Source organism: Streptomyces griseiscabiei, from assembly GCF_020010925.1.
Lineage (GTDB): Bacteria > Actinomycetota > Actinomycetes > Streptomycetales > Streptomycetaceae > Streptomyces > Streptomyces griseiscabiei.
The window spans coordinates 896,544-916,089 of sequence record NZ_JAGJBZ010000003.1 but is presented as its reverse complement, the minus strand read 5'-3'; the positions used below and the strand labels follow the sequence as shown (position 1 = coordinate 916,089).

At 70.9% G+C, this 19,546-nt stretch carries 26 protein-coding genes and 3 tRNA genes; 16 read left to right on the top strand and 13 right to left on the bottom strand.

The window, feature by feature from the left end:
• The first annotated feature begins 134 nt into the window (after positions 1–134).
• Positions 135–1,175 (top strand): adenosine deaminase, encoded by a 1,041-nt coding sequence (locus J8M51_RS38025; RefSeq protein ID WP_086755345.1) that lies wholly within the window; start codon positions 135–137, stop codon positions 1,173–1,175.
• Here the strand turns inward: J8M51_RS38025 and J8M51_RS38020 are convergent.
• The 6 genes from J8M51_RS38020 to J8M51_RS37995 all read right to left on the bottom strand — a co-directional run bounded on the left by J8M51_RS38020 (position 1,172) and on the right by J8M51_RS37995 (position 3,749).
• Positions 1,172–2,284, bottom strand: coding sequence for a UDP-N-acetylmuramate dehydrogenase (locus J8M51_RS38020; protein ID WP_264761016.1), 1,113 nt, complete (start codon positions 2,282–2,284; stop codon positions 1,172–1,174). The genes J8M51_RS38025 and J8M51_RS38020 overlap by 4 nt on opposite strands.
• Positions 2,281–2,709, bottom strand: coding sequence for a MaoC family dehydratase (locus J8M51_RS38015; RefSeq protein WP_086755343.1), 429 nt, complete (start codon positions 2,707–2,709; stop codon positions 2,281–2,283). The genes J8M51_RS38020 and J8M51_RS38015 overlap by 4 nt, the downstream gene beginning before the upstream one ends.
• 15 nt (positions 2,710–2,724) lie before the next feature.
• Positions 2,725–3,177 carry a MaoC family dehydratase N-terminal domain-containing protein gene (locus J8M51_RS38010; protein WP_086755342.1) on the bottom strand — a complete coding sequence of 151 codons (453 nt, stop codon included), beginning with the start codon at positions 3,175–3,177 and terminating at the stop codon, positions 2,725–2,727.
• Positions 3,178–3,302: 125 nt separating this feature from the next.
• Positions 3,303–3,467, bottom strand: coding sequence for a 50S ribosomal protein L33 (gene rpmG, locus J8M51_RS38005; RefSeq protein ID WP_006347275.1), 165 nt, complete (start codon positions 3,465–3,467; stop codon positions 3,303–3,305).
• Between the two features lie 91 nt (positions 3,468–3,558).
• Positions 3,559–3,631, bottom strand: a tRNA-Met gene (locus tag J8M51_RS38000).
• 45 nt (positions 3,632–3,676) lie between these two features.
• Positions 3,677–3,749 (bottom strand) — tRNA-Thr (locus J8M51_RS37995).
• Between the two features lie 294 nt (positions 3,750–4,043).
• Here J8M51_RS37995 and J8M51_RS37990 point away from each other — a divergent pair.
• The gene (locus J8M51_RS37990; protein WP_267299855.1) at positions 4,044–5,312 is read left to right on the top strand and encodes an amidohydrolase family protein; all 1,269 of its coding nucleotides are present in this window, start codon (positions 4,044–4,046) and stop codon (positions 5,310–5,312) included.
• Between the two features lie 316 nt (positions 5,313–5,628).
• Here J8M51_RS37990 and J8M51_RS37985 read toward each other — a convergent pair whose 3' ends face one another.
• A complete protein-coding gene (locus tag J8M51_RS37985) occupies positions 5,629–6,717 on the bottom strand; it encodes a hypothetical protein (protein ID WP_256964015.1) in 1,089 nt (362 codons plus the stop codon).
• Positions 6,718–6,859: 142 nt separating this feature from the next.
• Here J8M51_RS37985 and J8M51_RS37980 point away from each other — a divergent pair, with 142 nt between their 5' ends.
• Entirely contained in the window at positions 6,860–7,513 is a 654-nt protein-coding gene (locus tag J8M51_RS37980; RefSeq protein ID WP_086751864.1) for an SDR family oxidoreductase, read from the top strand.
• An 8-nt stretch (positions 7,514–7,521) separates the two neighbouring features.
• On the opposite strand, the gene J8M51_RS37975 is transcribed toward J8M51_RS37980, so the two are convergent.
• Complete coding sequence (locus J8M51_RS37975) at positions 7,522–7,728, bottom strand: hypothetical protein (protein ID WP_086751862.1); 207 nt, start codon at positions 7,726–7,728, stop codon at positions 7,522–7,524.
• A gap of 75 nt (positions 7,729–7,803) precedes the next feature.
• Positions 7,804–7,885 (bottom strand) — tRNA-Tyr (locus J8M51_RS37970).
• Between the two features lie 168 nt (positions 7,886–8,053).
• Here J8M51_RS37970 and J8M51_RS37965 point away from each other — a divergent pair.
• Positions 8,054–8,542: a YajQ family cyclic di-GMP-binding protein gene (locus J8M51_RS37965; protein WP_086751860.1), complete on the top strand. Its 489-nt coding sequence runs from the start codon at positions 8,054–8,056 to the stop codon at positions 8,540–8,542.
• Positions 8,543–8,561: 19 nt separating this feature from the next.
• On the opposite strand, the gene J8M51_RS37960 is transcribed toward J8M51_RS37965, so the two are convergent.
• Positions 8,562–9,272 carry a site-specific integrase gene (locus tag J8M51_RS37960; protein WP_256964014.1) on the bottom strand — a complete coding sequence of 237 codons (711 nt, stop codon included), beginning with the start codon at positions 9,270–9,272 and terminating at the stop codon, positions 8,562–8,564.
• Positions 9,273–9,913: 641 nt separating this feature from the next.
• The gene (locus tag J8M51_RS37955) at positions 9,914–10,417 is read right to left on the bottom strand and encodes a helix-turn-helix transcriptional regulator (RefSeq protein ID WP_179202862.1); all 504 of its coding nucleotides are present in this window, start codon (positions 10,415–10,417) and stop codon (positions 9,914–9,916) included.
• Positions 10,418–10,537: 120 nt separating this feature from the next.
• Between J8M51_RS37955 and J8M51_RS37950 the strand changes: the two genes are divergently transcribed.
• The 12 genes from J8M51_RS37950 to J8M51_RS37895 all read left to right on the top strand — a co-directional run bounded on the left by J8M51_RS37950 (position 10,538) and on the right by J8M51_RS37895 (position 18,304).
• Positions 10,538–10,750, top strand: coding sequence for a helix-turn-helix transcriptional regulator (locus tag J8M51_RS37950; protein WP_086751856.1), 213 nt, complete (start codon positions 10,538–10,540; stop codon positions 10,748–10,750).
• A 185-nt stretch (positions 10,751–10,935) separates the two neighbouring features.
• A complete protein-coding gene (locus tag J8M51_RS37945) occupies positions 10,936–11,754 on the top strand; it encodes a bifunctional DNA primase/polymerase (RefSeq protein WP_179202861.1) in 819 nt (272 codons plus the stop codon).
• Entirely contained in the window at positions 11,751–13,058 is a 1,308-nt protein-coding gene (locus tag J8M51_RS37940) for an AAA family ATPase (RefSeq protein ID WP_179202860.1), read from the top strand. The genes J8M51_RS37945 and J8M51_RS37940 overlap by 4 nt, the downstream gene beginning before the upstream one ends.
• 145 nt (positions 13,059–13,203) lie before the next feature.
• Positions 13,204–13,686: a phage terminase small subunit P27 family gene (locus J8M51_RS37935; RefSeq protein WP_179202859.1), complete on the top strand. Its 483-nt coding sequence runs from the start codon at positions 13,204–13,206 to the stop codon at positions 13,684–13,686.
• 129 nt (positions 13,687–13,815) lie between these two features.
• Entirely contained in the window at positions 13,816–14,118 is a 303-nt protein-coding gene (locus J8M51_RS37930) for a hypothetical protein (protein WP_143673061.1), read from the top strand.
• Positions 14,119–14,387: 269 nt separating this feature from the next.
• The gene (locus J8M51_RS37925) at positions 14,388–15,650 is read left to right on the top strand and encodes a phage major capsid protein (RefSeq protein ID WP_086751845.1); all 1,263 of its coding nucleotides are present in this window, start codon (positions 14,388–14,390) and stop codon (positions 15,648–15,650) included.
• Positions 15,651–15,773: 123 nt separating this feature from the next.
• Entirely contained in the window at positions 15,774–15,983 is a 210-nt protein-coding gene (locus J8M51_RS37920) for a hypothetical protein (RefSeq protein ID WP_086751843.1), read from the top strand.
• 5 nt (positions 15,984–15,988) lie between these two features.
• Positions 15,989–16,525, top strand: coding sequence for a DUF6879 family protein (locus J8M51_RS37915; RefSeq protein ID WP_086751841.1), 537 nt, complete (start codon positions 15,989–15,991; stop codon positions 16,523–16,525).
• The gene (locus J8M51_RS37910) at positions 16,522–17,361 is read left to right on the top strand and encodes a helix-turn-helix domain-containing protein (RefSeq protein ID WP_086751839.1); all 840 of its coding nucleotides are present in this window, start codon (positions 16,522–16,524) and stop codon (positions 17,359–17,361) included. Before J8M51_RS37915 ends, J8M51_RS37910 begins: the two co-directional genes overlap by 4 nt.
• Positions 17,362–17,448: 87 nt before the next feature.
• Entirely contained in the window at positions 17,449–17,910 is a 462-nt protein-coding gene (locus J8M51_RS37905; RefSeq protein WP_086751837.1) for a hypothetical protein, read from the top strand.
• Complete coding sequence (locus J8M51_RS37900) at positions 17,907–18,113, top strand: hypothetical protein (protein ID WP_086751835.1); 207 nt, start codon at positions 17,907–17,909, stop codon at positions 18,111–18,113. Before J8M51_RS37905 ends, J8M51_RS37900 begins: the two co-directional genes overlap by 4 nt.
• The gene (locus J8M51_RS37895) at positions 18,110–18,304 is read left to right on the top strand and encodes a hypothetical protein (RefSeq protein WP_086751832.1); all 195 of its coding nucleotides are present in this window, start codon (positions 18,110–18,112) and stop codon (positions 18,302–18,304) included. The genes J8M51_RS37900 and J8M51_RS37895 overlap by 4 nt, the downstream gene beginning before the upstream one ends.
• A gap of 386 nt (positions 18,305–18,690) precedes the next feature.
• On the opposite strand, the gene J8M51_RS37890 is transcribed toward J8M51_RS37895, so the two are convergent.
• Positions 18,691–19,029, bottom strand: coding sequence for a hypothetical protein (locus tag J8M51_RS37890; RefSeq protein ID WP_086751830.1), 339 nt, complete (start codon positions 19,027–19,029; stop codon positions 18,691–18,693).
• Entirely contained in the window at positions 19,029–19,541 is a 513-nt protein-coding gene (locus J8M51_RS37885) for a hypothetical protein (RefSeq protein ID WP_086751828.1), read from the bottom strand. The genes J8M51_RS37890 and J8M51_RS37885 overlap by 1 nt, the downstream gene beginning before the upstream one ends.
• Positions 19,542–19,546 lie beyond the last annotated feature (5 nt).

The following is a 19,546-nucleotide window of genomic DNA, read 5'->3' as shown; positions in this document are numbered from 1 at the left end:
GTCCTGGACACCTTCCGCGCTGACGGGCTCGGCCCACTCGAATCGAGTGGGCCGAGCCCGTTGCTTTGTGCGAGCAAGACCACGTTCGGAGATTTTGGTACCGGGACGGCACGGACGTACGGCAGGATCGGGCGATGGAGCGTGTACGTGATCTCTCTGAACTGCCCAAGGCCCATCTGCATCTGCACTTCACCGGGTCGATGCGGCCCACGACCGTGCTGGAACTGGCCGACAAGTACGGGGTGCGGCTGCCCGAGGCGCTCACCGAGGCGCTGACCAGCGGGGAGCCGCCGAGGCTGCGGGCGACGGACGAGCGGGGGTGGTTCCGCTTCCAGCGGCTGTACGACGCGGCGCGCTCGTGCGTCAGAGGTCCCGAGGACATCCAGCGGCTGGTGCGGGAGGCCGCGGAGGAGGACGTACGGGACGGCTCGGGCTGGCTGGAGATCCAGGTGGACCCGACGTCGTACGCGCCCCGGCTGGGCGGGCTGATCCCGGCGCTGGAGGTCATCCTGGACGCGGTGGACACGACCGCGCGGGAGACCGGGCTCGGGATGCGGGTGCTGGTGGCCGCGAACCGGATGAAGCACCCGCTGGACGCGCGCACGCTGGCCCGGCTGGCGGTGCGGTACGCGGACCGGGGCGTGGTCGGTTTCGGGCTCTCCAACGACGAACGCCGGGGCATGGCACGGGACTTCGACCGGGCCTTCGCGATCGCCCGCGAGGGGGGTCTGCTGTCGGCGCCGCACGGCGGTGAGCTGACCGGTCCGTCGTCGGTGCGTGACTGCCTGGACGATCTGCACGCCTCCCGGATCGGGCACGGGGTGCGCGCGGCGGAGGACCCGCGGCTGCTGAAGCGGCTCGCGGACCGGGGGATCACCTGCGAGGTGTGCCCGGCCTCGAACGTGGCCCTGGGCGTCTACGAGAAACCCCAGGACGTCCCCCTGCGCACTCTGTTCGAGGCCGGGGTGCCGATGGCGCTGGGCGCGGACGACCCGCTGCTGTTCGGCTCGCGTCTCGCGGCCCAGTACGAGATCGCCCGGCACCACCACGGCTTCACGGACGCCGAACTGGCGGAGCTGGCCCGGCAGTCGATCCGCGCGTCGGCGGCCCCGGAGAAGGAGCGGACGAAGCTGCTGGCCGGGGTGGACGACTGGCTCGCCAGTCCGGCGGGTTAGAGGCTGACGCCGACCGTCACCGGCTCGTTGACCAGGGTGATGCCGAAGGCGTCCCGGACCCCGGTCACGACCTCGCGGGCCAGGGTGAGCAGGTCCTCGGTGGTGGCGGCGCCCCGGTTGGTGAGGGCCAGGGTGTGCTTGGTGGAGATCCGGGCGGGGCCGGTGCCGTACCCCTTGGTGAAGCCCGCCTTGTCGATCAGCCAGGCCGCGGAGGTCTTGGTGTGGCCGTCGCCCGCGGCGTACGCGGGCGGGGCGGCGTCGGCGCCGAGCCGGGTCCGCACGCGCGCGTGGAAGGCGGCGAACTCCTCGTCCGTGAGGATCGGGTTGGTGAAGAACGAGCCGGCGGACCAGGTGTCGTGGTCCTCGGGGTCGAGCACCATGCCCTTCCCGGCGCGCAGCTTGAGCACGGTCTCGCGGGCGTCGGCGAGGGGGACCCTGTCGCCGGGTTCGACGCCGAGCGTGCGGGCGGTCTCGGCGTACTTGACCGGCCCCGACAGCCCGCCCGCGTCCTCCAGTTCGAAGCGGACGCGCAGGACGACATAGCGCTCGGGCTCGTCCTTGAAGCGGCTGTGGCGGTACGAGAAGGCGCACTCGGTGTTCGGGACGGTGACCGTCTCACGGGTGCGGCGGTCGTAGACGACGACCTCGGTGATGGTGGAGGCGACCTCCTGGCCGTACGCCCCGACGTTCTGGATCGGGGTGGCGCCCGCGGAGCCGGGGATGCCGGCCAGGCACTCGATCCCGGCGAGCCCGGCCTCGACGGTCCGGGCGACGGCGTCGGTCCACACCTCGCCGGCGGCCAGCTCCAGCCGGGTCCCGTCGAGCGTGAAGCCCTTGGTGGCGACGACCAGCGCGGTCCCGGCGAAGCCCTGGTCGCCGATGACGAGGTTCGAGCCGCCTCCGATGAGCAGCAGCGGCGTACCGCTGTCGTCGGCCTCGCGGACGGCGGCGATCACCTCGTCGTCGGTGGTCGCGGTGATCAGCCGCCGCGCGGGCCCGCCCAGCCGGAAGGTGGTCAGCGGGGCGAGGGGGGCGTCGTGGAGTTCCTGCACGGGCTCAAGAGTACGAGACCCCCGCGCCCGGGAGGGGCGCGGGACCGGGGCCGTCAGGCCAGGCGGACGACCGCGCGGGACATGCCGAGGACCTTCAGGCCGGCGCTCATGGCCGTGAGGTCGACGCGGACGGTGCGGTCGTCGAGCTTGGCGCCGACCTTGGCGCTGACCTCGATGGTGGCGCCCTTGTCGTCGTCGGGGACGACCACGGGCTTGGTGAAGCGGACGCCGTACTCGACGACCGCGCCCGGGTCGCCGGTCCAGTCGGTGACGACCCGGATCGCCTCGGCCATGGTGAACATGCCGTGGGCGATGACGTCCGGGAGGCCGACCTCCTTGGCGAACCGCTCGTTCCAGTGGATCGGGTTGAAGTCGCCGGAGGCGCCCGCGTAGCGGACGAGGTCGGCGCGGGTCACGCCGAAGCTCCGGGCGGGCAGTTCGGTGCCGACCTCGACGTCGTCGTAGGAGATCTTCGCGGTCATCGGTTCCTCACGTCCTCACGCCGTCTCGGCCGCGCGGGCCACGAGCTTGGTCCAGGCGGTCACGACGTGCTCGCCGGTCTCGTCGTGGACATCGCCGCGGATGTCCAGGATGTCGTTGCCCGCCAGGGACTTGATCGCCTCGATGGTCGAGGTGACCGTGAGCCGGTCGCCGGCGCGGACGGGGCGCTTGTGGGCGAACTTCTGGTCGCCGTGCACCACGCGGCTGTAGTCGAGGCCCAGCTGCGGGTCCTGGACGACCTCGCCGGCCGCCTTGAACGTGATGGAGAACACGAAGGTCGGCGGGGCGATCACATCGGCGTACCCGAGCGCCTTCGCGGCCTCCGGGTCGGTGTACGCGGGGTTGGTGTCCCCCACGGCCTCCGCGAACTCGCGGATCTTCTCCCGGCCGACCTCGTACGGGTCGGTGGGCGGGTAGGTACGCCCCACGAAGGACTGGTCGAGCGCCATGGGCCCGGCACCTCCTGGTTGCTGCGGATACGGCGGTACCGACCGGCTACCGCCTGGTACCGGTCGGTGTAACGACGCGAGGCCGCCCCCGATCTCTCGGGGACGGCCTCGCGTACGAGCCTGATTTATCGCGTTTCGCGGTGCGCGGTGTGCGCCTTGCAACGCGGGCAGTGCTTCTTCATCTCCAGTCGGTCCGGGTTGTTACGCCGGTTCTTCTTGGTGATGTAGTTCCGCTCCTTGCACTCCACGCAGGCCAGCGTGATCTTCGGGCGGACGTCGGTGGCAGCCACGTGAGTGCTCCTTGACGAACGGATGGGACAGGGTTTAACGCATAGAAGAGTAGCCGATCGAAGGACCGACCCCGCAATCGGCTACTGTCAGTAGCGGTGACCGGACTTGAACCGGTGACACAGCGATTATGAGCCGCTTGCTCTACCGACTGAGCTACACCGCTTTGATGCGAGCGGTCCCGTCTTGCGACGGGAACCTTTCACACCAGAGCCCCAATACGGAATCGAACCGTAGACCTTCTCCTTACCATGGAGACGCTCTGCCGACTGAGCTATTGGGGCGAGCGATGAAGACATTACACGGCCCACCGCCGTTCGCCCAAATCCGTTTCCGTGCCTTCGTCCACGGGCCGTCCGGGGATCATCCGGGGATCATCCGGCGGGCCTCCGGGGGCCCTGGTCCGCCCTGTTTTCCGAGGTCCCGCGGGTCCCAGGGGCACCATCGTTCCCGGTCCTCCCGGTGGTCCGCCGAGAGATGAACCACACCGGTACGACTATTGCGCTCCTCCGCTACGGGGGCGGACGGCACGCCTAGGCTCGACTCACTCTGCGTGATCTTGTAGCCCCAGGAGCGCGATGCCCGACAGCCGCCCGCAGCCGTCCCCCTCCTCCTCCGGCCCACCCTCGGGCCCCGGCGGAGCCGGCGCCCTGCTGCTGTGCGGGGCGCGGCTGACCGACGGCCGGGTGGTGGACGTTCGGCTGGGCGGCGGCCGGATCGAGGCGGTCGGTACGGCGGGCAGTCTGGGCGTGGGGCCCGCCGCGTCCGGAGCTCCCGCCACCCGGGTCGACCTCGGCGGCCATCTGCTGCTGCCGGCACCCGTCGAGCCGCACGCCCACGGTGACACGGCCCTGTCGGCCGATGCCGAGGGCCCGGTGTCGTACGACGGCCGGGACGTCCGGCGGCGGGCCACCGAGGCGGCGTTGCTCCAGCTCGGGCACGGTGCGACGGCGGTGCGCTCACACGTCCACGTGGGCGATGTGCAGGGCCTGGAGGCGCTGGCGGCGGTGCTCGCGGCGCGGCGGGCGCTGGACGGGCTCGTGGAGCTGACGACGGTGGCGATGCCCCGGGTGCTGACCGGGGTCGCCGGGGCGGACGGGCTCGCGATCCTGCGGGACGCGGTGAAGATGGGCGCCTCGGTGATCGGCGGCTGCCCCGACCTGGACCCGGACCCCACCGGGTATGTGGAGGCGGTCCTGGAGATCGCCTCCGAGTACGGCTGCCCGGTCGACCTGCACACCGACGGCGACGACCCGGCCCGGCTCGCCCGGCTGGCGGCCATGGCGGGCGGGCTGCGGCCCGGCGTCACCCTCGGCCCGTGCGGCGGTCTCGCCCGGCTGCCCGCCCCGGTCGGCTCCCGCGCCGCCGACCAGCTCGCGGCGGCCGGGGTGACCGTCGTCTGTCTCCCCCAGGGCGGCTGCGGCGCGGTGGACGGCCGGGGCACGGCGCCCGTACGGCTGCTGCGCGCGGCCGGCGTGCGCGTGGCGGCGGGCAGCGGGGCGCTGCGGGACGTGTCGAACCCCGTGGGCCGCGGGGACCCGCTGGAGGCGGCCTTCCTGCTGGCGTCCCGGTACGGGCTGCGGCCCGAGGACGCCTACAACGCCGTCAGCGGGGCGGCGCGGGCCGCGCTCGGGCTGCCGGAGGTGCGGGTGGAGGCCGGTTTCCCCGCCGAACTGCTCGCGGTGCGCGGTGACCGGCTCGCGGGGGTGCTGTCGCTGGCGTACAGCCGGATCGTCGTGCACCGGGGGCGCGTGGTGGCGCGTACCAGCGCGGTGCGGGAGTACTGCGGCTCGGCGCCGGGCGGGGCGGCGGATCTGCCCCGGCAGGGGCGGGGGCAGCCGTCCTGAGGGGGGCGAAGGGCGTGCGTGAGGGAAGTGGGGGTGCGCGGGCCGCACTTGGGGGTGCGGGCACGATGTGGGCGCGCGGGCACGCGCGTGGCGCTCCGGTGCTGCCTTGCTGCTCCGCTCGCGTGCCCGGCCTGAACTGCGGGTCGGCCACGGGTGGGGCGGCGGATCAGCCCAGGCACGGGCCGGGGCAGCCGTCCTGAGGGGGGCGAAGGGCGTGCGTGAGGGAAGTGGAGGTGCGCGGGCCGCACTTGGGGGTGCGGGCACGCGCGCGTGGGGTTCTCGTGCTCCACGCGCGCGTGCCTGACGCGCTTGAAGATCAGACGCCGAGCATTCCGCCGCCGAAGGGGCCGCCGAACTCGTCGACCGGGATCTCGGAGGCGCCCTTGGGGGCGCTGATGTCGCCGGCCTTGCCGAAGGTGAGGACCAGGGGGGCCTCGGCGCCCTTCGGGTCGTCGGCGAGGACGGCGAGGTCGGTCTCGATCCGGGTCAGGTCACCGTCCTGGAGCGTGAAGTCGACCGCGACGTTCTTGTCCGGGGCGTCCTTCATGTCCTTGGCGGTGGGGAGTTCGGCGCCCGGCGGCAGCTCGCCCTCGATGGGCCGGAGCTTGCCGACGATGCCGGTGAGCAGGTCGCGGAAGTTGGCCTTGGCGCTGATGACCTCGGCGCCGTCCTTGCCGTCCTTGGTCTTGAAGTCGACCTCGCGGGCGACGACACCGCGGACGGCGTCGAGGATCTTCTTCTGCGTCTTGGCGTCGATGTCGTCGGAGCCGCCCGAGCCGGAGCCGGCCCCGGCGTCCTCGGCGGCCTCCCGCAGGTCGGCCGTGTTGACCTTGACCCAGTCGCCCTCCAGGACCGGCCGCAAGTGCTGCTCGCTCTCCGGGAGTTCGTCGAGCTCGTCGGCCGTCGGGAACGGCATGCCCATCGCGTCGCCCATGGCCTGCATGTCGGCGCGGTAGTACGTGTAGTCGCCGACGACCCGGTACTCGGCGAGCACGCCCTTGTCGCCCGAGACCTTCATGCCCATGCCGGTGATGTCCTTCTCACCGGACTCGGCCAGCGGCTTCTTCGACTTGACGGACACGTCGACGCGCAGGTCGGTGAAGAACTCCGCCATCTCCGGCGGCGCCTCCTCGCCGTCCTCGCCCATCAGCGCGACGAGGTCGTCCGGGTCGGCGTCGAGCCGTATCCCGAAGGCCAGCGACTTCTGCTCGCCCAGTCGCTCGACGGCGCCGTCGATCTTCTGGCCCGCGGTGAGGTTCTGGACCGTGCCGCACGCGGCCACCGTGACGAGCACGGCCGCCGCGCAGCCGACCCCGGTGAAGGCCCGGCGGACTACGGGCGCCCCGGCGGCGGACGCCCGCCCCATGGACGTACGGACGACGGTCTCGCGCGTGGTGATACGCATGGCGGTGTCGGTTTCCCCCCGTGATTCCGGCGTGGTGCCGGAGTTCGCCGAACAAGGTGAAAAAGGCGAACATGGGTGAGACACCCGGGACGGTCGGATGGTTGCGCGGCGAACGCGTCCGTTCGGGCGTACGGTCGGAATCATGCGCATTGTCATTGCTGGAGGACATGGTCAGATCGCGCTGCGGCTGGAGCGGCTGCTCGCCGGGCGCGGTCACGAGGTCGCGGGGATCATCCGCCGCGCCGAACACGCGGACGAGCTGCGGGCGGTGGGTGCCGAACCGGTGCTGTGCGATCTGGAGTCGGCGTCGGCCGAGGAGGTCGCCGCCCATCTGCAGGGCGCGGACGCCGCGGTGTTCGCGGCGGGCGCCGGGCCGGGCAGCGGGACGGCCCGCAAGGACACGGTCGACCGCGGGGCGGCGGTCCTGTTCGCCGATGCGGCGGTGCGGACGGGCGTCCGCCGCCATCTCGTCGTCTCGTCCATGGGCGCGGACCCCCGCCACGAGGGCGACGACATCTTCGACGTCTACTTGCGGGCGAAGGGCGAGGCCGACGCGTACGTACGCGGCCTGGACCTGGACTGGACGATCCTGCGGCCCGGGCAGCTGACCGACGAAGCCGGCACCGGCCTGGTCCGGCTGGAGGCGTCCACCGGGCGCGGCCCGGTCCCCCGCGACGACGTGGCCGCGGTCCTCGCCGAACTGCTGGAGACCCCGGCCACCGCCGGTCTGACCCTGGAGCTGATCAGCGGTTCGACGCCGGTCTCCGTGGCGGTGAAGTCGGTGGCGGGCAACTGACGCCCGCGTCAGAACAGCGGTAGCTGGCCGGGGAAGTCGGGGACGACGAAGCCGTCGAGCGCGGGCTGGGCCGCACCGAGCTGGGCCGGCCTGCGCGACCCGGGGCACGACACCAGGTCCCCGCTCGCCCCCGGCGGATCGTGCCGCGCGTACCGCCCCGCCACGACGGCGATCTCACGACGGCACTCGGGGCAGTTCCTGCGACGCGATGACATGCAGTCAGTGTGCCTGGAAAACGAGAAAGCCCCTTCCCGACTGCTCTCACAGTCCGGAAGGGGCTTCCCTCCACGTGGCGGCGCCAGGATTCGAACCTGGGTAGGCTAAGCCGACGGATTTACAGTCCGCTCCCATTGGCCACTCGGGCACACCGCCTGGGATTTGTCGTCCTTCGAACCGCTTTTCGGCGGCGCTCCGTGGCGACGACGTAAACGATACCTGATGCCCGGGGGTGCTCCGCCACCTGATTGATCAGTACCCGGAGGGGCTGGTGTGGCTAGGCTTGTCGCCCCCCGATACCCCGATTTCAAGGAGCCACAGGACATGGCCGACTCCAGTTTCGACATCGTCTCGAAGGTCGAGCGGCAGGAGGTCGACAACGCCCTCAACCAGGCCGCCAAGGAGATCTCGCAGCGCTACGACTTCAAGGGCGTCGGCGCCTCGATCTCGTGGTCCGGCGAGAAGATCCTGATGGAGGCGAACTCCGAGGACCGGGTGAAGGCCATCCTCGACGTCTTCCAGTCCAAGCTGATCAAGCGCGGGATCTCCCTGAAGTCGCTGGACGCGGGTGAGCCCCAGCTGTCCGGCAAGGAGTACAAGCTCTTCGCGTCGATCGAGGAGGGCATCTCCCAGGAGAACGCCAAGAAGGTGGCGAAGATCATCCGTGACGAGGGCCCCAAGGGCGTCAAGGCCCAGGTCCAGGGTGACGAGCTGCGGGTCAGCTCCAAGAGCCGCGACGACCTGCAGACCGTGATCGCCCTGCTCAAGGGCCAGGACTTCGAGTTCGCGGTGCAGTTCGTCAACTACCGGTGATCCAACCGTCTGACCTGCACTAGCGAGAAATCGTTGCGGCCGGAGGGCACAACGCGGGCACATCACCGAGGACCGCCTCGATCGCCGCCCGCGTTGTGTCCTCATCGTCCGGCCAGAGATGGGTGTAGGTGTCGAGCGTGATCGACGGCTTCGAGTGGCCGAGCCGCCGCTGAACCGTCTTCACGCTCTCCCGGTTCTTGATCAGCGCCGAGGCGTAGAAGTGGCGCAGGTCGTGCATGCTCGCCTCCCCCGGCACCTGGACGAGGGCGGGCTCGGCGCCCTCCGGCCGGCCGCGCTGCACCCAGGCCGCGTACGACTCGGCGTACGCCTTGGAGAGGGCCTCGTTCGCCTTCTTCTCCATCCGGGCCCATGTGCGCGACCAGCCGGAGCGCTTCAGCACGTCCTTGCGTTCCGTCGAGAACAGCATCTGTGCCTTGCGCCGCTTCGGCTTGCGCGGGTCCGTCCGGTCCTCGATGTCCACCGTCACGGCCGGGTACTGCTGGAGGTGCGCGGCGAGCGCGTCGACCGCCAGGCCGACGAGCGGCACGGTGCGGTAGCTCTCGTGCGTCTTCGGCTCGCCGAGGTAGCTCACGGCCGTCTCCCCCTCCTCCGCCTCCGTGTCCTTGTCCGGGGTGACGAGCTGCTGGCGAACCGTCACCTCCCGGCGCAGGAAGTCGACGCAGTCCACTTCCAGGCCGAAGACCTCGCCCTGCCGGAGCCCCGACGCCACGGCGAAACAGGATCATGGCGCGGTACCGGGGCGGAGCCGCCTCGATCAGCGCGTGAACGGCGTCCCTGTGCAGGGGCACAATCTCCGGACGCCGCACCTCCGGCAGCTTGATGCCGGCGCACGGGTTCAGCGCGATCGTCCGGTCCCGTACGGCCGTGTGCATCACCGTGACCAGGTAGGCGAACGTCACCCGCAGCGTGGACGGCGCGAGCGCCTGCGACCGGTCCTTGACCCAGGCTTGCACCTCGGAGGGCCGGATGGTGACGATCGGCCGGTCCGCGAACGTCGGGTAGATGTGCAGCCGTAGGGCCCGCTCGACGCGCGAGCTGGTGCCGTCGCGGTGCACGGCGGAGGTGCGCCAGCGCTCGGCGACCGCACGGAAGCTCTCCTTGCCGGCCGCCGGGTCGACGTACAGGCCGCGGGCGAGGTCGGCCTCGATGGTCGCGGCGCGGGTGTCGGCCTGGCTGCGCTTGGCGAAGTTCTCCTTCTGCTGCTCCCCCGCAGCGTCACGCCAACGGACCTGCCAGCGCTTCCCCTTGCCGTGGTCGGCGGAGGGCACGAGGTCGCGGGTCCGGCTGGAGTGCTCGGCGCACGGCTCGGCGCCCTTCTTCGGGCGGGAGAGGTGCCACCGGTCGTAGACGCTAGCCATCAGCGTCACCCGATTCGCCGGGGTCGTTCTCGGGAGTGGCGCCAAGGACCTCCGCCGCCGAAGCCAGCATGTCCAGGCCCATGTTCAGCTCGAGCCCGATGCGCTGGTGCAGGTCGATCATCTGTCCGAACGCGGCATGTACGCGCTTCAAGTCCTCGAGCGACTCGGCGAGTGCCGACGTCTTGCCAGCGTCAGGGTGCAGGATCGCACTGCGGTACTGAGCACGATCAAGAGCGGCACCACTCGGCAGCTCTACCTCATCGCTACTGCCGAGAGGGATGAGCAGTGTCGTCACGGGTGTCTCCAGCGCTAGCGCCAGGGCCAGCAGATCCCGCGCCGTAAAGGCCCGGTCGCCACGCTCCGCAGCGTTGACCGCCTGTCGACTCCAGGGCTTCTCCAGGTACGCGCCCAGGGCCTCCCCGAGCTGAGCTTGGGACAGGCCGCGGATCCGCCGAGCCCAAGCCAGTTTGCGGCCGATGGCCTTCTCGAGTTTCAACGCTTCTCCTACATCGGGTGACATGGAAAACCATGACAGACGATGAAGACGTTGACAAGCAACTCGCGCCAATGACAACTTACTCAATGTCAGTCATGGAAAACCCGCACAAGGAGCGTCATGTCCCGTGCCCACCTGCCCAGGGCAGATGTCGTGCGTCGGCCGCTGGCCAAGCCGGACGAGATCGCCGAGTACTGCGGTGTGCCGCTCAGCACCGTCTACCAGTGGAGTTCCCGCGGCGGCGGCCCGAAGCTCATCAAGGTCGGGCGGCACCTTCGAGCTCGCTGGGAAGAAGTCGAGCGGTGGCTCGACGCCCAGACGATCTCCCAGTGAGAGAGGCCCCCACCAGGCCGCCGGTGTTCCAGCACCGGAGTGGCGGGGGCCCTGCCCGCACCAGAAACGCCGAAGCCCCGGGCAAATCGCTCGGCAGCGACCCAGGGCTTCAACAGAGAACGGACCTCCAGATGATGACACGACCCGCCCTCGCCGGGCGAGCCGGACCGAGGGGCGGAAGGTCGATGCTCGAGCACGCCCTCGCCTACGCGCAACACGGCTGGAGCGTCTTCCCGCTCTCGGGCAAGACGCCGGCCATCCCCCGCGCGCACGAAGCCGGGCACCCCTGCCGCGGCGAGTGCGGCCAGCACGGGCACGGCTACCACGACGCCACCCGCGACCCCGCGCAGATCACCGCCTGGTGGAGCCGCTACCCGTCCGCCGGGATCGGCCTGCCCTGCGCCCCGAACGGCCTGGCCGTCGTCGACGTCGACCCCCGCAACGGCGGACACTCGACGCTGTGCCGCCTCGAGGCCGAGCACGGGCCACTGCCCGCCACCCTGATGCAGCTCACGGGCGGGGACGGCCTCCACCTGGTCTACGCCCACCCCGGCACAGACCTGCCCGGCAAGCTCGGCCCCGGTATCGACGTGAAGGCCAACGGCTACATCGTCGCCGCACCCTCGCTGCACCCCTCCGGCGCCCGCTACCGCTGGTCAGGCGACGGACAGTTCACCCACCCGCTCACCCCATGGCCGCTCTTCCTGGGAGCGCGCACCACCCCGCCCCGCCCCGTACATCAGATCGGAACGGCCCGCCCCTTCGACGGGCTCGTCGGCCTGGTCGCGTTCGTCCTCGAGGCCCGCCAGGGCGAGCGGAACTCCCGCCTCTTCTGGGCAGGGTGCCGCGCCCTCGAGCTGGTGCGCGCGGGCAAGGTCGACGGCGACGCCGTGCACGGCGCGCTGCTCGACGCTGCGGCCCGCATCGGCCTGTCGGACGCCGAGGCCTCGAGGACGCTGCACAGCGCGGAACGGGCGCCGCGCCGGGCGGGAGCGGTCGCGTGACCAACCCCCGTGAGGTGGCCCGCGAGATGCTCGAGAGCAACGGGGTCACCGAGGCCGCGCTCGCTCCCCGCCGGTCGTTGAAGATCACCCGCGCCTCGGACATCGAGCCTGAGCCGGTGGTGTGGGCGTGGGTCGACGAGGGCGAGGGACGCGTCCCCGCCGGGGCCCTGTCGGTCGCGGCCGGCCGCGAGGGCACGGGGAAGTCCTCGTTCGGGATGTGGATGGCCGCACACATCACCCGCGGCACCCTGCCCGGCTCCTTCCACGGGCGCCCCCGCGCTGTCTTCTACGTGGCCGTGGAGGACTCGTGGAAGCAGACGATCGTGCCCCGGCTCATCGGGGCCGGCGCAGACCTCGACCTCGTGTACCGCGTGGAGGCCGTGGAAGCTGAGTACGGCGAGACGACGCTCAGCCTCCCGCAGGACAACTCACTGATGGAGCAGGCCATTGCCGAGCACGGCGTGGCCCTAGTCGTCCTCGACCCGCTCATGTCCTGCATCGGCAAGGGCATCGACACCCACCGCGAGCGTGACGTCCGCCTGGCCCTCGACCCGCTCGCCCGGATGGCCGACCGTACGGGCGCCGTGCTGCTCGGTATCGCCCACTTCAACAAGGGAGCCAGCACCGACCCGGCCTCCCTCATCACGGGCTCAGGTGCCTTCAAGAACGTCCCCCGCGCCGTGTTCGGGTTCGCCCGCGACGACGACAACGAATGCAGGGTGATGACCCAGGCGAAGAACAGCCTCGGCCGCGCGGACCTGCCCTCGCTGTCCTACCTCATCGAGTCGACCACCGTGCCGACTCGGGCCGGAGACGCCCGGGTCGGCCGGTTCGTCTTCACCGGCCGCGCCGATCGCACCGTGGACGAGATCCTCTCCGCCGGACAGGAGACCGACCGAGGCGACCGGGACATCGCCGCCGAGTGGCTGCGCGGCTACCTCGAGAGCCAGGGCGGCGAGGCCTCGAGCAAGGACGTGAAGAAGGCCGCAGCGGCCGACGACATCAGCGAGCGCACCCTTCAACGCGCCATGCGCAAGGCAGGCGTCAAGGCCGAGCGCGCCGGGTTCGGCAAGGGCTCGGTATGGCGGATCACTGAGCACTTCACCGACACGAAGAGTGAGGACGCTCCGACAGTCACGCCACAGTCGCGCCATTCGCGCCAGGACTCAGAGCCTGGCGCCAATGGCGCGAATGGCGGCGCCAATGGCGCGACGCCCGAACAGACCTCACTCACCGTCACCAGAAACGATCACGACCGGCACGACCACGCCCCGCCAGATCACCCCCTCGTGAGGACCGGGTGAGGGCCCGCCTGCGCCCCCGCGCGGGCTGCAGTCGAGACCCTCCCCCTAGGGGAGTCGGAATCACCAGACCGAATCGCTGGGGGCCCGCCGCGGTGAATGCGGCGTACGCCGACGGGCTTCAGAACCAGTTATGGAGAGGTGCGAAATGCCTGCACGACGCAAGACCCCGGCGATCCCTGCCGGGTTGAAGATCCTTTCTCCGGAGCCGGCGGTCCGGCTCGCGAAGGAGGCGGAGATCGGCGGCCTCGGTCTCACCTGGACCGACCAGCCGGACATCCTCGACGAGGCCGGCCTGGAGGAGTGGGAGCGTCTGGCGTCGGTGTACGCCAACGATGCGACCCGCTTCCGGGAGGGCGAGCGTGCGGCCGTGACGGCGTACTGCTCGTACTGGTCGGCGTTCGCCGCGGCGGCCCGGGACGTGCGTGACCGCGGTCCGGTGGTCGAGGGCCGGTCGGACATGGATCGGGGCCGCATGGTGAAGAACCCGGCGACGGTGGCGATGCGGGAAGCATCACAGCAGCTGCGGTATTGGGCCCGGGAGTTGGGTCTGACCACGGATGCGCGGGTGCGTATCGGATTTACGGATGCGGACAGGAAGGACGAGGACGATGACAACCCCTTCGCCTGAGGGCGATGACGAACGCGCTGCGGCACCGGTTCAGCCGGTGGTGCGGGTCCGGCTCCGGCCCAAGCGGTGGGACGACAAAGTGGAGATGGACCTGCCGGCGGACGCCGCCAGCCACTGGGACGAGAGGGCGTGGAATCGGTGCTGATCCGAACCTTGGACGGCCGGGAGGCGGCCGGGGTCCGGCTGCTCCTGGCGGTCATCGAGCACGTCGACGCGACGGACGCCCTACGGGGGCCGTGGGTGTCCGAGAGCGATGAGCGCCGGATCATGGACGGGCGTGGTGATGTCTGGTTCGTGGCTGACGACTTCGGCTCGGTGGAGCGTGTGTCGTTCCTGCTGTGTCCGTGCGACTGCAGGGAGGTCACGACGTACGCCGGCGGAGCCGAGGTAGGGCGCGTTTCGGTCGTAAGGCGTAGCCTGGGGGCAGGTTGATCGACGGCCAGCAGTTGGGACCGCGAGCGACTCATTCCGTGAGTAAGGCCCTCGAGGCGTTGGCGGCGGCCACCGGTATCCACCCCGGCCGCCAAGTCGCCCGCCTCGAGCGCCGGTCCGGAACGTCGCCGCCCGCCCTCTGGTCCGCTCAGTTCGGCGCCGCCCGGTAGAGCTGCTGTGCCAGCCTCCCCCGCGCGTCTCGAGGGCGCGGTCTCGAGGCCCGCCTCTGTGTACCGGGAAGAGTCCCGACTTCCCGAAGGAGACGGCAGATGGCTGCCGACATCACGAAGCTGAAGAACCAAGCACGGCTCCTCCTGAGCGAGACCCGTGTGATCGCCGACCGGGCCACGGCCGAGGGGCGAGATTTCACCAGGGAAGAGGCCGCCGTTGTTGAGGCCAACATCGCCAAGGGCCGGGTTCTGGTGGATCAGATCATGGAGGATCGCGGCGAGACGAACGCCGACAGCATGAAGGCTGCTCTCAACAAGCTGGGGCACGAGATCGCCGGGGACGGCAAGGGGTTCTCGACACTGCCCGGCGAACGCGGGAGGCCGCTGTCGCCTTCCTCGAAGGCCGGCCAGCATCCGCGGGTGAAGGCGGCCGGTGGCTCCGACTGGGGCGCCAAGGTCGTCTTCGCGGCCTCGGAGGGTGGCGGGTACAAGGGCATCCTCGCTTCTGGCGCCGTGCCGCTGACGGTGCCGCTCGACCCCGAGCCGATCCGCCAGGGCGTTCCCGTTCTGGCCCTGCGACAGCTCATCCCGACCGAGCCGGGCCCGTCACGGTTCGGCTACCTGCGCCAGACCGTACGGACCAACAACGCCGCCCCCGTAGCGCGCGGCGCGGTGAAGCCGACCAGCGTCTACACGTGGGAGCGGATCGACGACCGGACGCGGACGATCGCTCACCTTTCGGAGCCGATCGCCCGCCAGGACCTGCGCGACGCTCCGTCCCTCGAGCGCGTCCTGGACGTCGAGATGCGCCTGGGTCTCGAGCTGGGTCTCGAGGCGCAGATCATCAACGGCAGTGGTTCGGGCGAGAACATGACCGGGATCGCCAACGTGTCCGGCTCGCAGACGCAGGCGTGGGACACGGACCTGCTCACCACCGCGCGCAAGGCGAAGACCAAGCTCGAGATCCTGTCGTTCCTCGACGGCGCGGCGTACGTCATGCACCCCAACGACTGGGAGGCCGTGGAGCTGCTCGCCAACAACGAGGCGGACTACTTCCTCGGCGGGCCGGTTCAGACGGTGGAGGTCTCGGCCCGGCGCCTGTGGGGCCTGCCGGTCGTCTCGACGACCGCGCAGACTGCCGGCGTCGCGCACCTGGTGAACTTCAAGCTCGCGACGGAACTGCAGGTCGTCGAGGACGTGCGGCTGGACTGGTCGGAGAACGTCTACGACCCCAACGCCCTCGGCGAGGACAGCGGTGCCTCCGACTTCACGCGGAACATGATCCGCTTCCGGTGCGAGATGGACGCGGGCCTGAAGATCTTCCAGCCGTCGGCAATCGTCGAGATCGACCTCACGGCCTGATCCCCCCGCGCGGGTGCCCTGTCTCAGGGCACCCGCGCGAGCAATTTCGAGCAATCCCGCCCCGCCGCGCGCGCATTCCTCGCATCCTGATGGCTCACCGACGGCACGAGAGGAAGAGGGACCATGGCCCTTCAGCTCCGCATGCTCGGCACCACCAGCGAGGACGGCAAGTGCCCCACGCTGTACGAGGACACCGAGACGGGAGACATCGTCGTCCAGGGCTACATCGTGACCGACCCCGAGGACGTCGCCCAGCTGCAGAACGTCCTCGAGGGCGAGTCGTTCGTCCGCGTGCCGCGCGAGCTGCTGACCCGCTTCGCCCCCAAGGAGTAGGCCACGTGCCGCAGTTCATCGACGACGACTCGTTCGGCTCCCACTTCGAGGACTTCGCGCACACCGCCTGGCGCCTCGAGACCCGCCGCGGCTACGGCTCCGACCGCTCCGGTGCGAAGTTCCGTACCTGGCTCGAGACCGGCCAGACCGCAGACGACATCGACCGGCCATGGTGCGTCAACGTCAGCACGCAGACCGGCCAGGGCAAGCGCATCGAGCGCGTGCGCCTGGCCGACGCACCGCCAACCCCCGAGCAGCGGTATCTACTCGCCGCGGCCGCGACGAACAACGCGGCCGGGGAGAACATCCGGTACCTGTGGCGGGCCGACGCTGAGAAGCTGCACCTGCCCGCAGTCGACTTCTGGCTGTTCGACTCCCGCTACGCCCTGGTGCTGCACTTCGACGACTCGGACGAGTACCTCGGCGCCGAGCTGCTCGACGACGCCGCGCGCATCGTGGAGTTCTGCCAGATCCGGGATGCCGCCTGGCATCACGCGATCCGGCGCGATGAGTTCGCGGAGCGGGTAGCTTCGAGTCCGTGAGCGACTACCAGCACGCCCGTAAGGCCCTCGGTGCGCGGCTGCGAGAGCTGCGCACCGGGACGGGGCTGACCGGCAAGGAGTTCGCCGCCCAGCTCGGGTGGCAACAGTCCAAGGTCAGCAAGCTGGAGAACGGCAAGCAGACGGCGAGCGACGCCGACGCCAAAGCGTGGGCCGAAGCCGTTGGCCGACCGGACGTCGCCGACGAACTGCGCGCCAGCCTGCGCACCCTGGAGACGACCTACCGCAGTTGGAAGCGGCAGCTGGCGGCCGGCCACCGAGCCGTGCAGGAGGGGCACCGCCTCCAGGAAGAAGGGGCCCGTGAGATCCACATCTTCGAATCCGGGATCATCCCGGGCATCTTCCAGACACCCGAGTACGCCCGCGGCGTACTGACGGACGTGTCTGAGCGGGTCGGATCCCCAAGGGACGTCGAGGCCGGAGTGCAGGCGCGCATGCAGCGCCAGGCGATCCTGTACGAGCCGGGACGGCACATCCACGCCCTGCTGTGGGAGGCGGCGCTGCTTGTCCAACGGTGCGAGACTGCGGCCATGTCGGCGCAACTGGAGCGTCTGACGGCCCTGGTGGGTTCCAGCACCGTGACGCTCGGCGTGATTCCGCTGGGAGCCCGTACGCCGTTCTCCCCGAAGCACGGTTTCTGGATCATGGATCAGAGCGTGGTCGTCGCCGACACGTGGAACGCCGAACTGTGGCTCGAGTCCGCCGATGACGTCGCGTACTACGTCAAGGTCTGGACCCTGATGAGTGAGTCCGCCGTGTTCGGCCACCAGGCGCACCGCCTGATCATGCGGGCCCGGGCTCAGCTCACCCTCCCGTGAGCAACCCGAGCAATCCCATGAGGCCGTAGGAGCAATCCCGAGCAATCGGCGCGCGCCCGCCCTGCCCGGCTCTCTACGTTCCTGGTCATGGCCACACCGACCCGCAACCCAGGCACGCGCTACGCAGGCCGCGACTGGCTCGCGGACTGCGCTCCCTCCCCTGGCACTGTGCGCCGCGCATGGTCGGCCGGCGAACTCGCGCTCGTTCCTTCCGGTGTGCGCTGGCTCGCAGTGGAGGCGCCGTTCTTCCGCACCATGGACGCGATGCAGCGGATGCCCCCCGACATCCTCGGGCCGGTGCTCGCCTACCCGGCCGCCGAGCGCGCCTGGTGGCTCGTCCCGCTTGACGCCGAGGAGCACCTGGACGACGTCGCCCGGCTCACCGTGCATCCGCCGGGGTGGCCGCTGTACTGCCCGCCCGTCAACCGTCCGACGCACGGCCGCGTGTGGCTCGCACGGCCGCACGGAAGCGGGCGCCTGACGGATCCCACCATCCTCGCCGCCTGCTTTGTGCCGGGCGGACTACTTTCTGCGGAGGTACTCGGATGACCCGTCAGCAGACGATGCAGGAGCCGCCGGTCACGCTCGGTCTCCCGCTGGACGAACCGACACCGCCGGACGACTGCGGGGTGTGCGCCGCGCTGGTCCGGCAGCGTACGGATGCCATAGCACGGGGCGACCTGTCCCGGGTGTCGGACTACAACGTCGAGATCCGCAACCACCACCCGGCGCGCCGGAAGCGCCGGCGGTGACCGTGGCTCAGCGCGCCCTCCCCACCGTCTGGGGTCTGACACGCGACCAGCAGGACGGGACACGCTGTGTCTGGTGCGGCACGGCCCTCGAGGACGATGCCGTGTACGCGGGCATAGCCGTCGGCTACTGGGGCGCCCACAATCGCAGTGTCGGCGTGTACGCCTGCCCCGGCTGCGCCAAGACCCAGTGACTTCGGGACCGGTCTGACGTCCGATTGGTGGCCCCCCTCTGACGGTGGCCGGTCCCGAAGAAGGTGGATGCTCGTCCCCGGCGGCGCCGCCTTCTCCCGGTCCGGCCGCCGACCCTCCCCACGGGGGCCGGCGGCCGGACCGGCACCCCGGCCGGGAAGGCTCCCGGCACGAACAGACCCCCGGTCCGGCCGCGCGACGCTTCCCAGGCGGCGCGGCCGGACCGGGTCCCCCGGTGGTGGGCCGCAGGCCGAACGGCCCCCAGCCGGTAGGTGTCTACCGGCCGGGGGCCGTTCTGTGGTGCGGGGTCACTTCTGATGGGGGCAGTTCTCCACCCACCATCCGCAGTCGCCGCAGTACTCGAGGACTCGGGCGAGGAAGCGTCGGATCATGGCTCGTTCACCTCCCCCTCGGGGGTTGGGTGGTAGGTGCACATAACCCCGTTCGGGTCGTACACCCCTCTCGCCTTCTTCAGCCTGCGACGTGCAGCTTCACCGGAATCGGGGGCCGCCCCTCTCGGTGGGGGAGTGGCGGACGAATCGGACATGCGGCGGGCGGACCGCCACAGCGCGGCGACGGCGACGGCCCACAGCGAGAGCACTCCGGCCGTGGAGGAGACGGTGAACACGGCCCCGGCGGCGGCCACCGCGAGGACCACCAGGACCAAGGCCCCGGCCGCCCTGGACGGCTCCTCCGGCTCCTCGTCGGCCCGCTTGCTGCCGCCCATCAGAACGCCGCGTAGATGTGGTCGCCGAGCCAGTTCACGGCCTGCGCGATGGGTACGGCGGCGAACCCGGCGACCCCGGCCGACGTGCCCAGGGTGATGCCACACCATGCGCCGCGCTTCAGTACGCCCGCGGTGCCGTCGCCGGCCTTCTTCACGGCCGCCGCGAACGCGGCCGTCAGGATGAGCACGATGCCCAGGCCGGGCCCGGACAGCGGGACGAACGTGGCGCGGGCCGCCGACTGGCCCCCGGCGCCGCCGACACCCCAGACGAGGGCGACGTCGCCGAGCCAGTTGGACAGGCCGAGGATCGTGCCGGAGATGAGCCCGACCAGGCCGCCGACGCCGAGCGTGGTCAAGGCGCCGTAGCACCAGGCCGCGAGGAACGGCAGGAGCCGGGCCGCGTGCTTGGCGGGGTCCTTCGTCAGGGCCTTGCGGCCGGGCCACCAGGTGACGACCTGGTGGATGAGCAGGCAGAGGCCGACGGTGACGCCGCCGAAGGTGACGTAGTTCAAGGTGG

Coding starts and splice junctions, on each gene's coding strand:
- J8M51_RS38025 (WP_086755345.1), top strand. CDS start 135: ATGGAGCGTGTACGTGATCTCTCTGAACTGCCCAAGGCCCATCTGCAT.
- J8M51_RS38015 (WP_086755343.1), bottom strand. CDS start 2,709: ATGACCGCGAAGATCTCCTACGACGACGTCGAGGTCGGCACCGAACTG.
- J8M51_RS38010 (WP_086755342.1), bottom strand. CDS start 3,177: ATGGCGCTCGACCAGTCCTTCGTGGGGCGTACCTACCCGCCCACCGAC.
- J8M51_RS37990 (WP_267299855.1), top strand. CDS start 4,044: ATGCCCGACAGCCGCCCGCAGCCGTCCCCCTCCTCCTCCGGCCCACCC.
- J8M51_RS37985 (WP_256964015.1), bottom strand. CDS start 6,717: ATGCGTATCACCACGCGCGAGACCGTCGTCCGTACGTCCATGGGGCGG.
- J8M51_RS37980 (WP_086751864.1), top strand. CDS start 6,860: ATGCGCATTGTCATTGCTGGAGGACATGGTCAGATCGCGCTGCGGCTG.
- J8M51_RS37975 (WP_086751862.1), bottom strand. CDS start 7,728: ATGTCATCGCGTCGCAGGAACTGCCCCGAGTGCCGTCGTGAGATCGCC.
- J8M51_RS37965 (WP_086751860.1), top strand. CDS start 8,054: ATGGCCGACTCCAGTTTCGACATCGTCTCGAAGGTCGAGCGGCAGGAG.
- J8M51_RS37950 (WP_086751856.1), top strand. CDS start 10,538: ATGTCCCGTGCCCACCTGCCCAGGGCAGATGTCGTGCGTCGGCCGCTG.
- J8M51_RS37945 (WP_179202861.1), top strand. CDS start 10,936: ATGCTCGAGCACGCCCTCGCCTACGCGCAACACGGCTGGAGCGTCTTC.
- J8M51_RS37935 (WP_179202859.1), top strand. CDS start 13,204: ATGCCTGCACGACGCAAGACCCCGGCGATCCCTGCCGGGTTGAAGATC.
- J8M51_RS37925 (WP_086751845.1), top strand. CDS start 14,388: ATGGCTGCCGACATCACGAAGCTGAAGAACCAAGCACGGCTCCTCCTG.
- J8M51_RS37920 (WP_086751843.1), top strand. CDS start 15,774: ATGGCCCTTCAGCTCCGCATGCTCGGCACCACCAGCGAGGACGGCAAG.
- J8M51_RS37905 (WP_086751837.1), top strand. CDS start 17,449: ATGGCCACACCGACCCGCAACCCAGGCACGCGCTACGCAGGCCGCGAC.
- J8M51_RS37900 (WP_086751835.1), top strand. CDS start 17,907: ATGACCCGTCAGCAGACGATGCAGGAGCCGCCGGTCACGCTCGGTCTC.
- J8M51_RS37890 (WP_086751830.1), bottom strand. CDS start 19,029: ATGGGCGGCAGCAAGCGGGCCGACGAGGAGCCGGAGGAGCCGTCCAGG.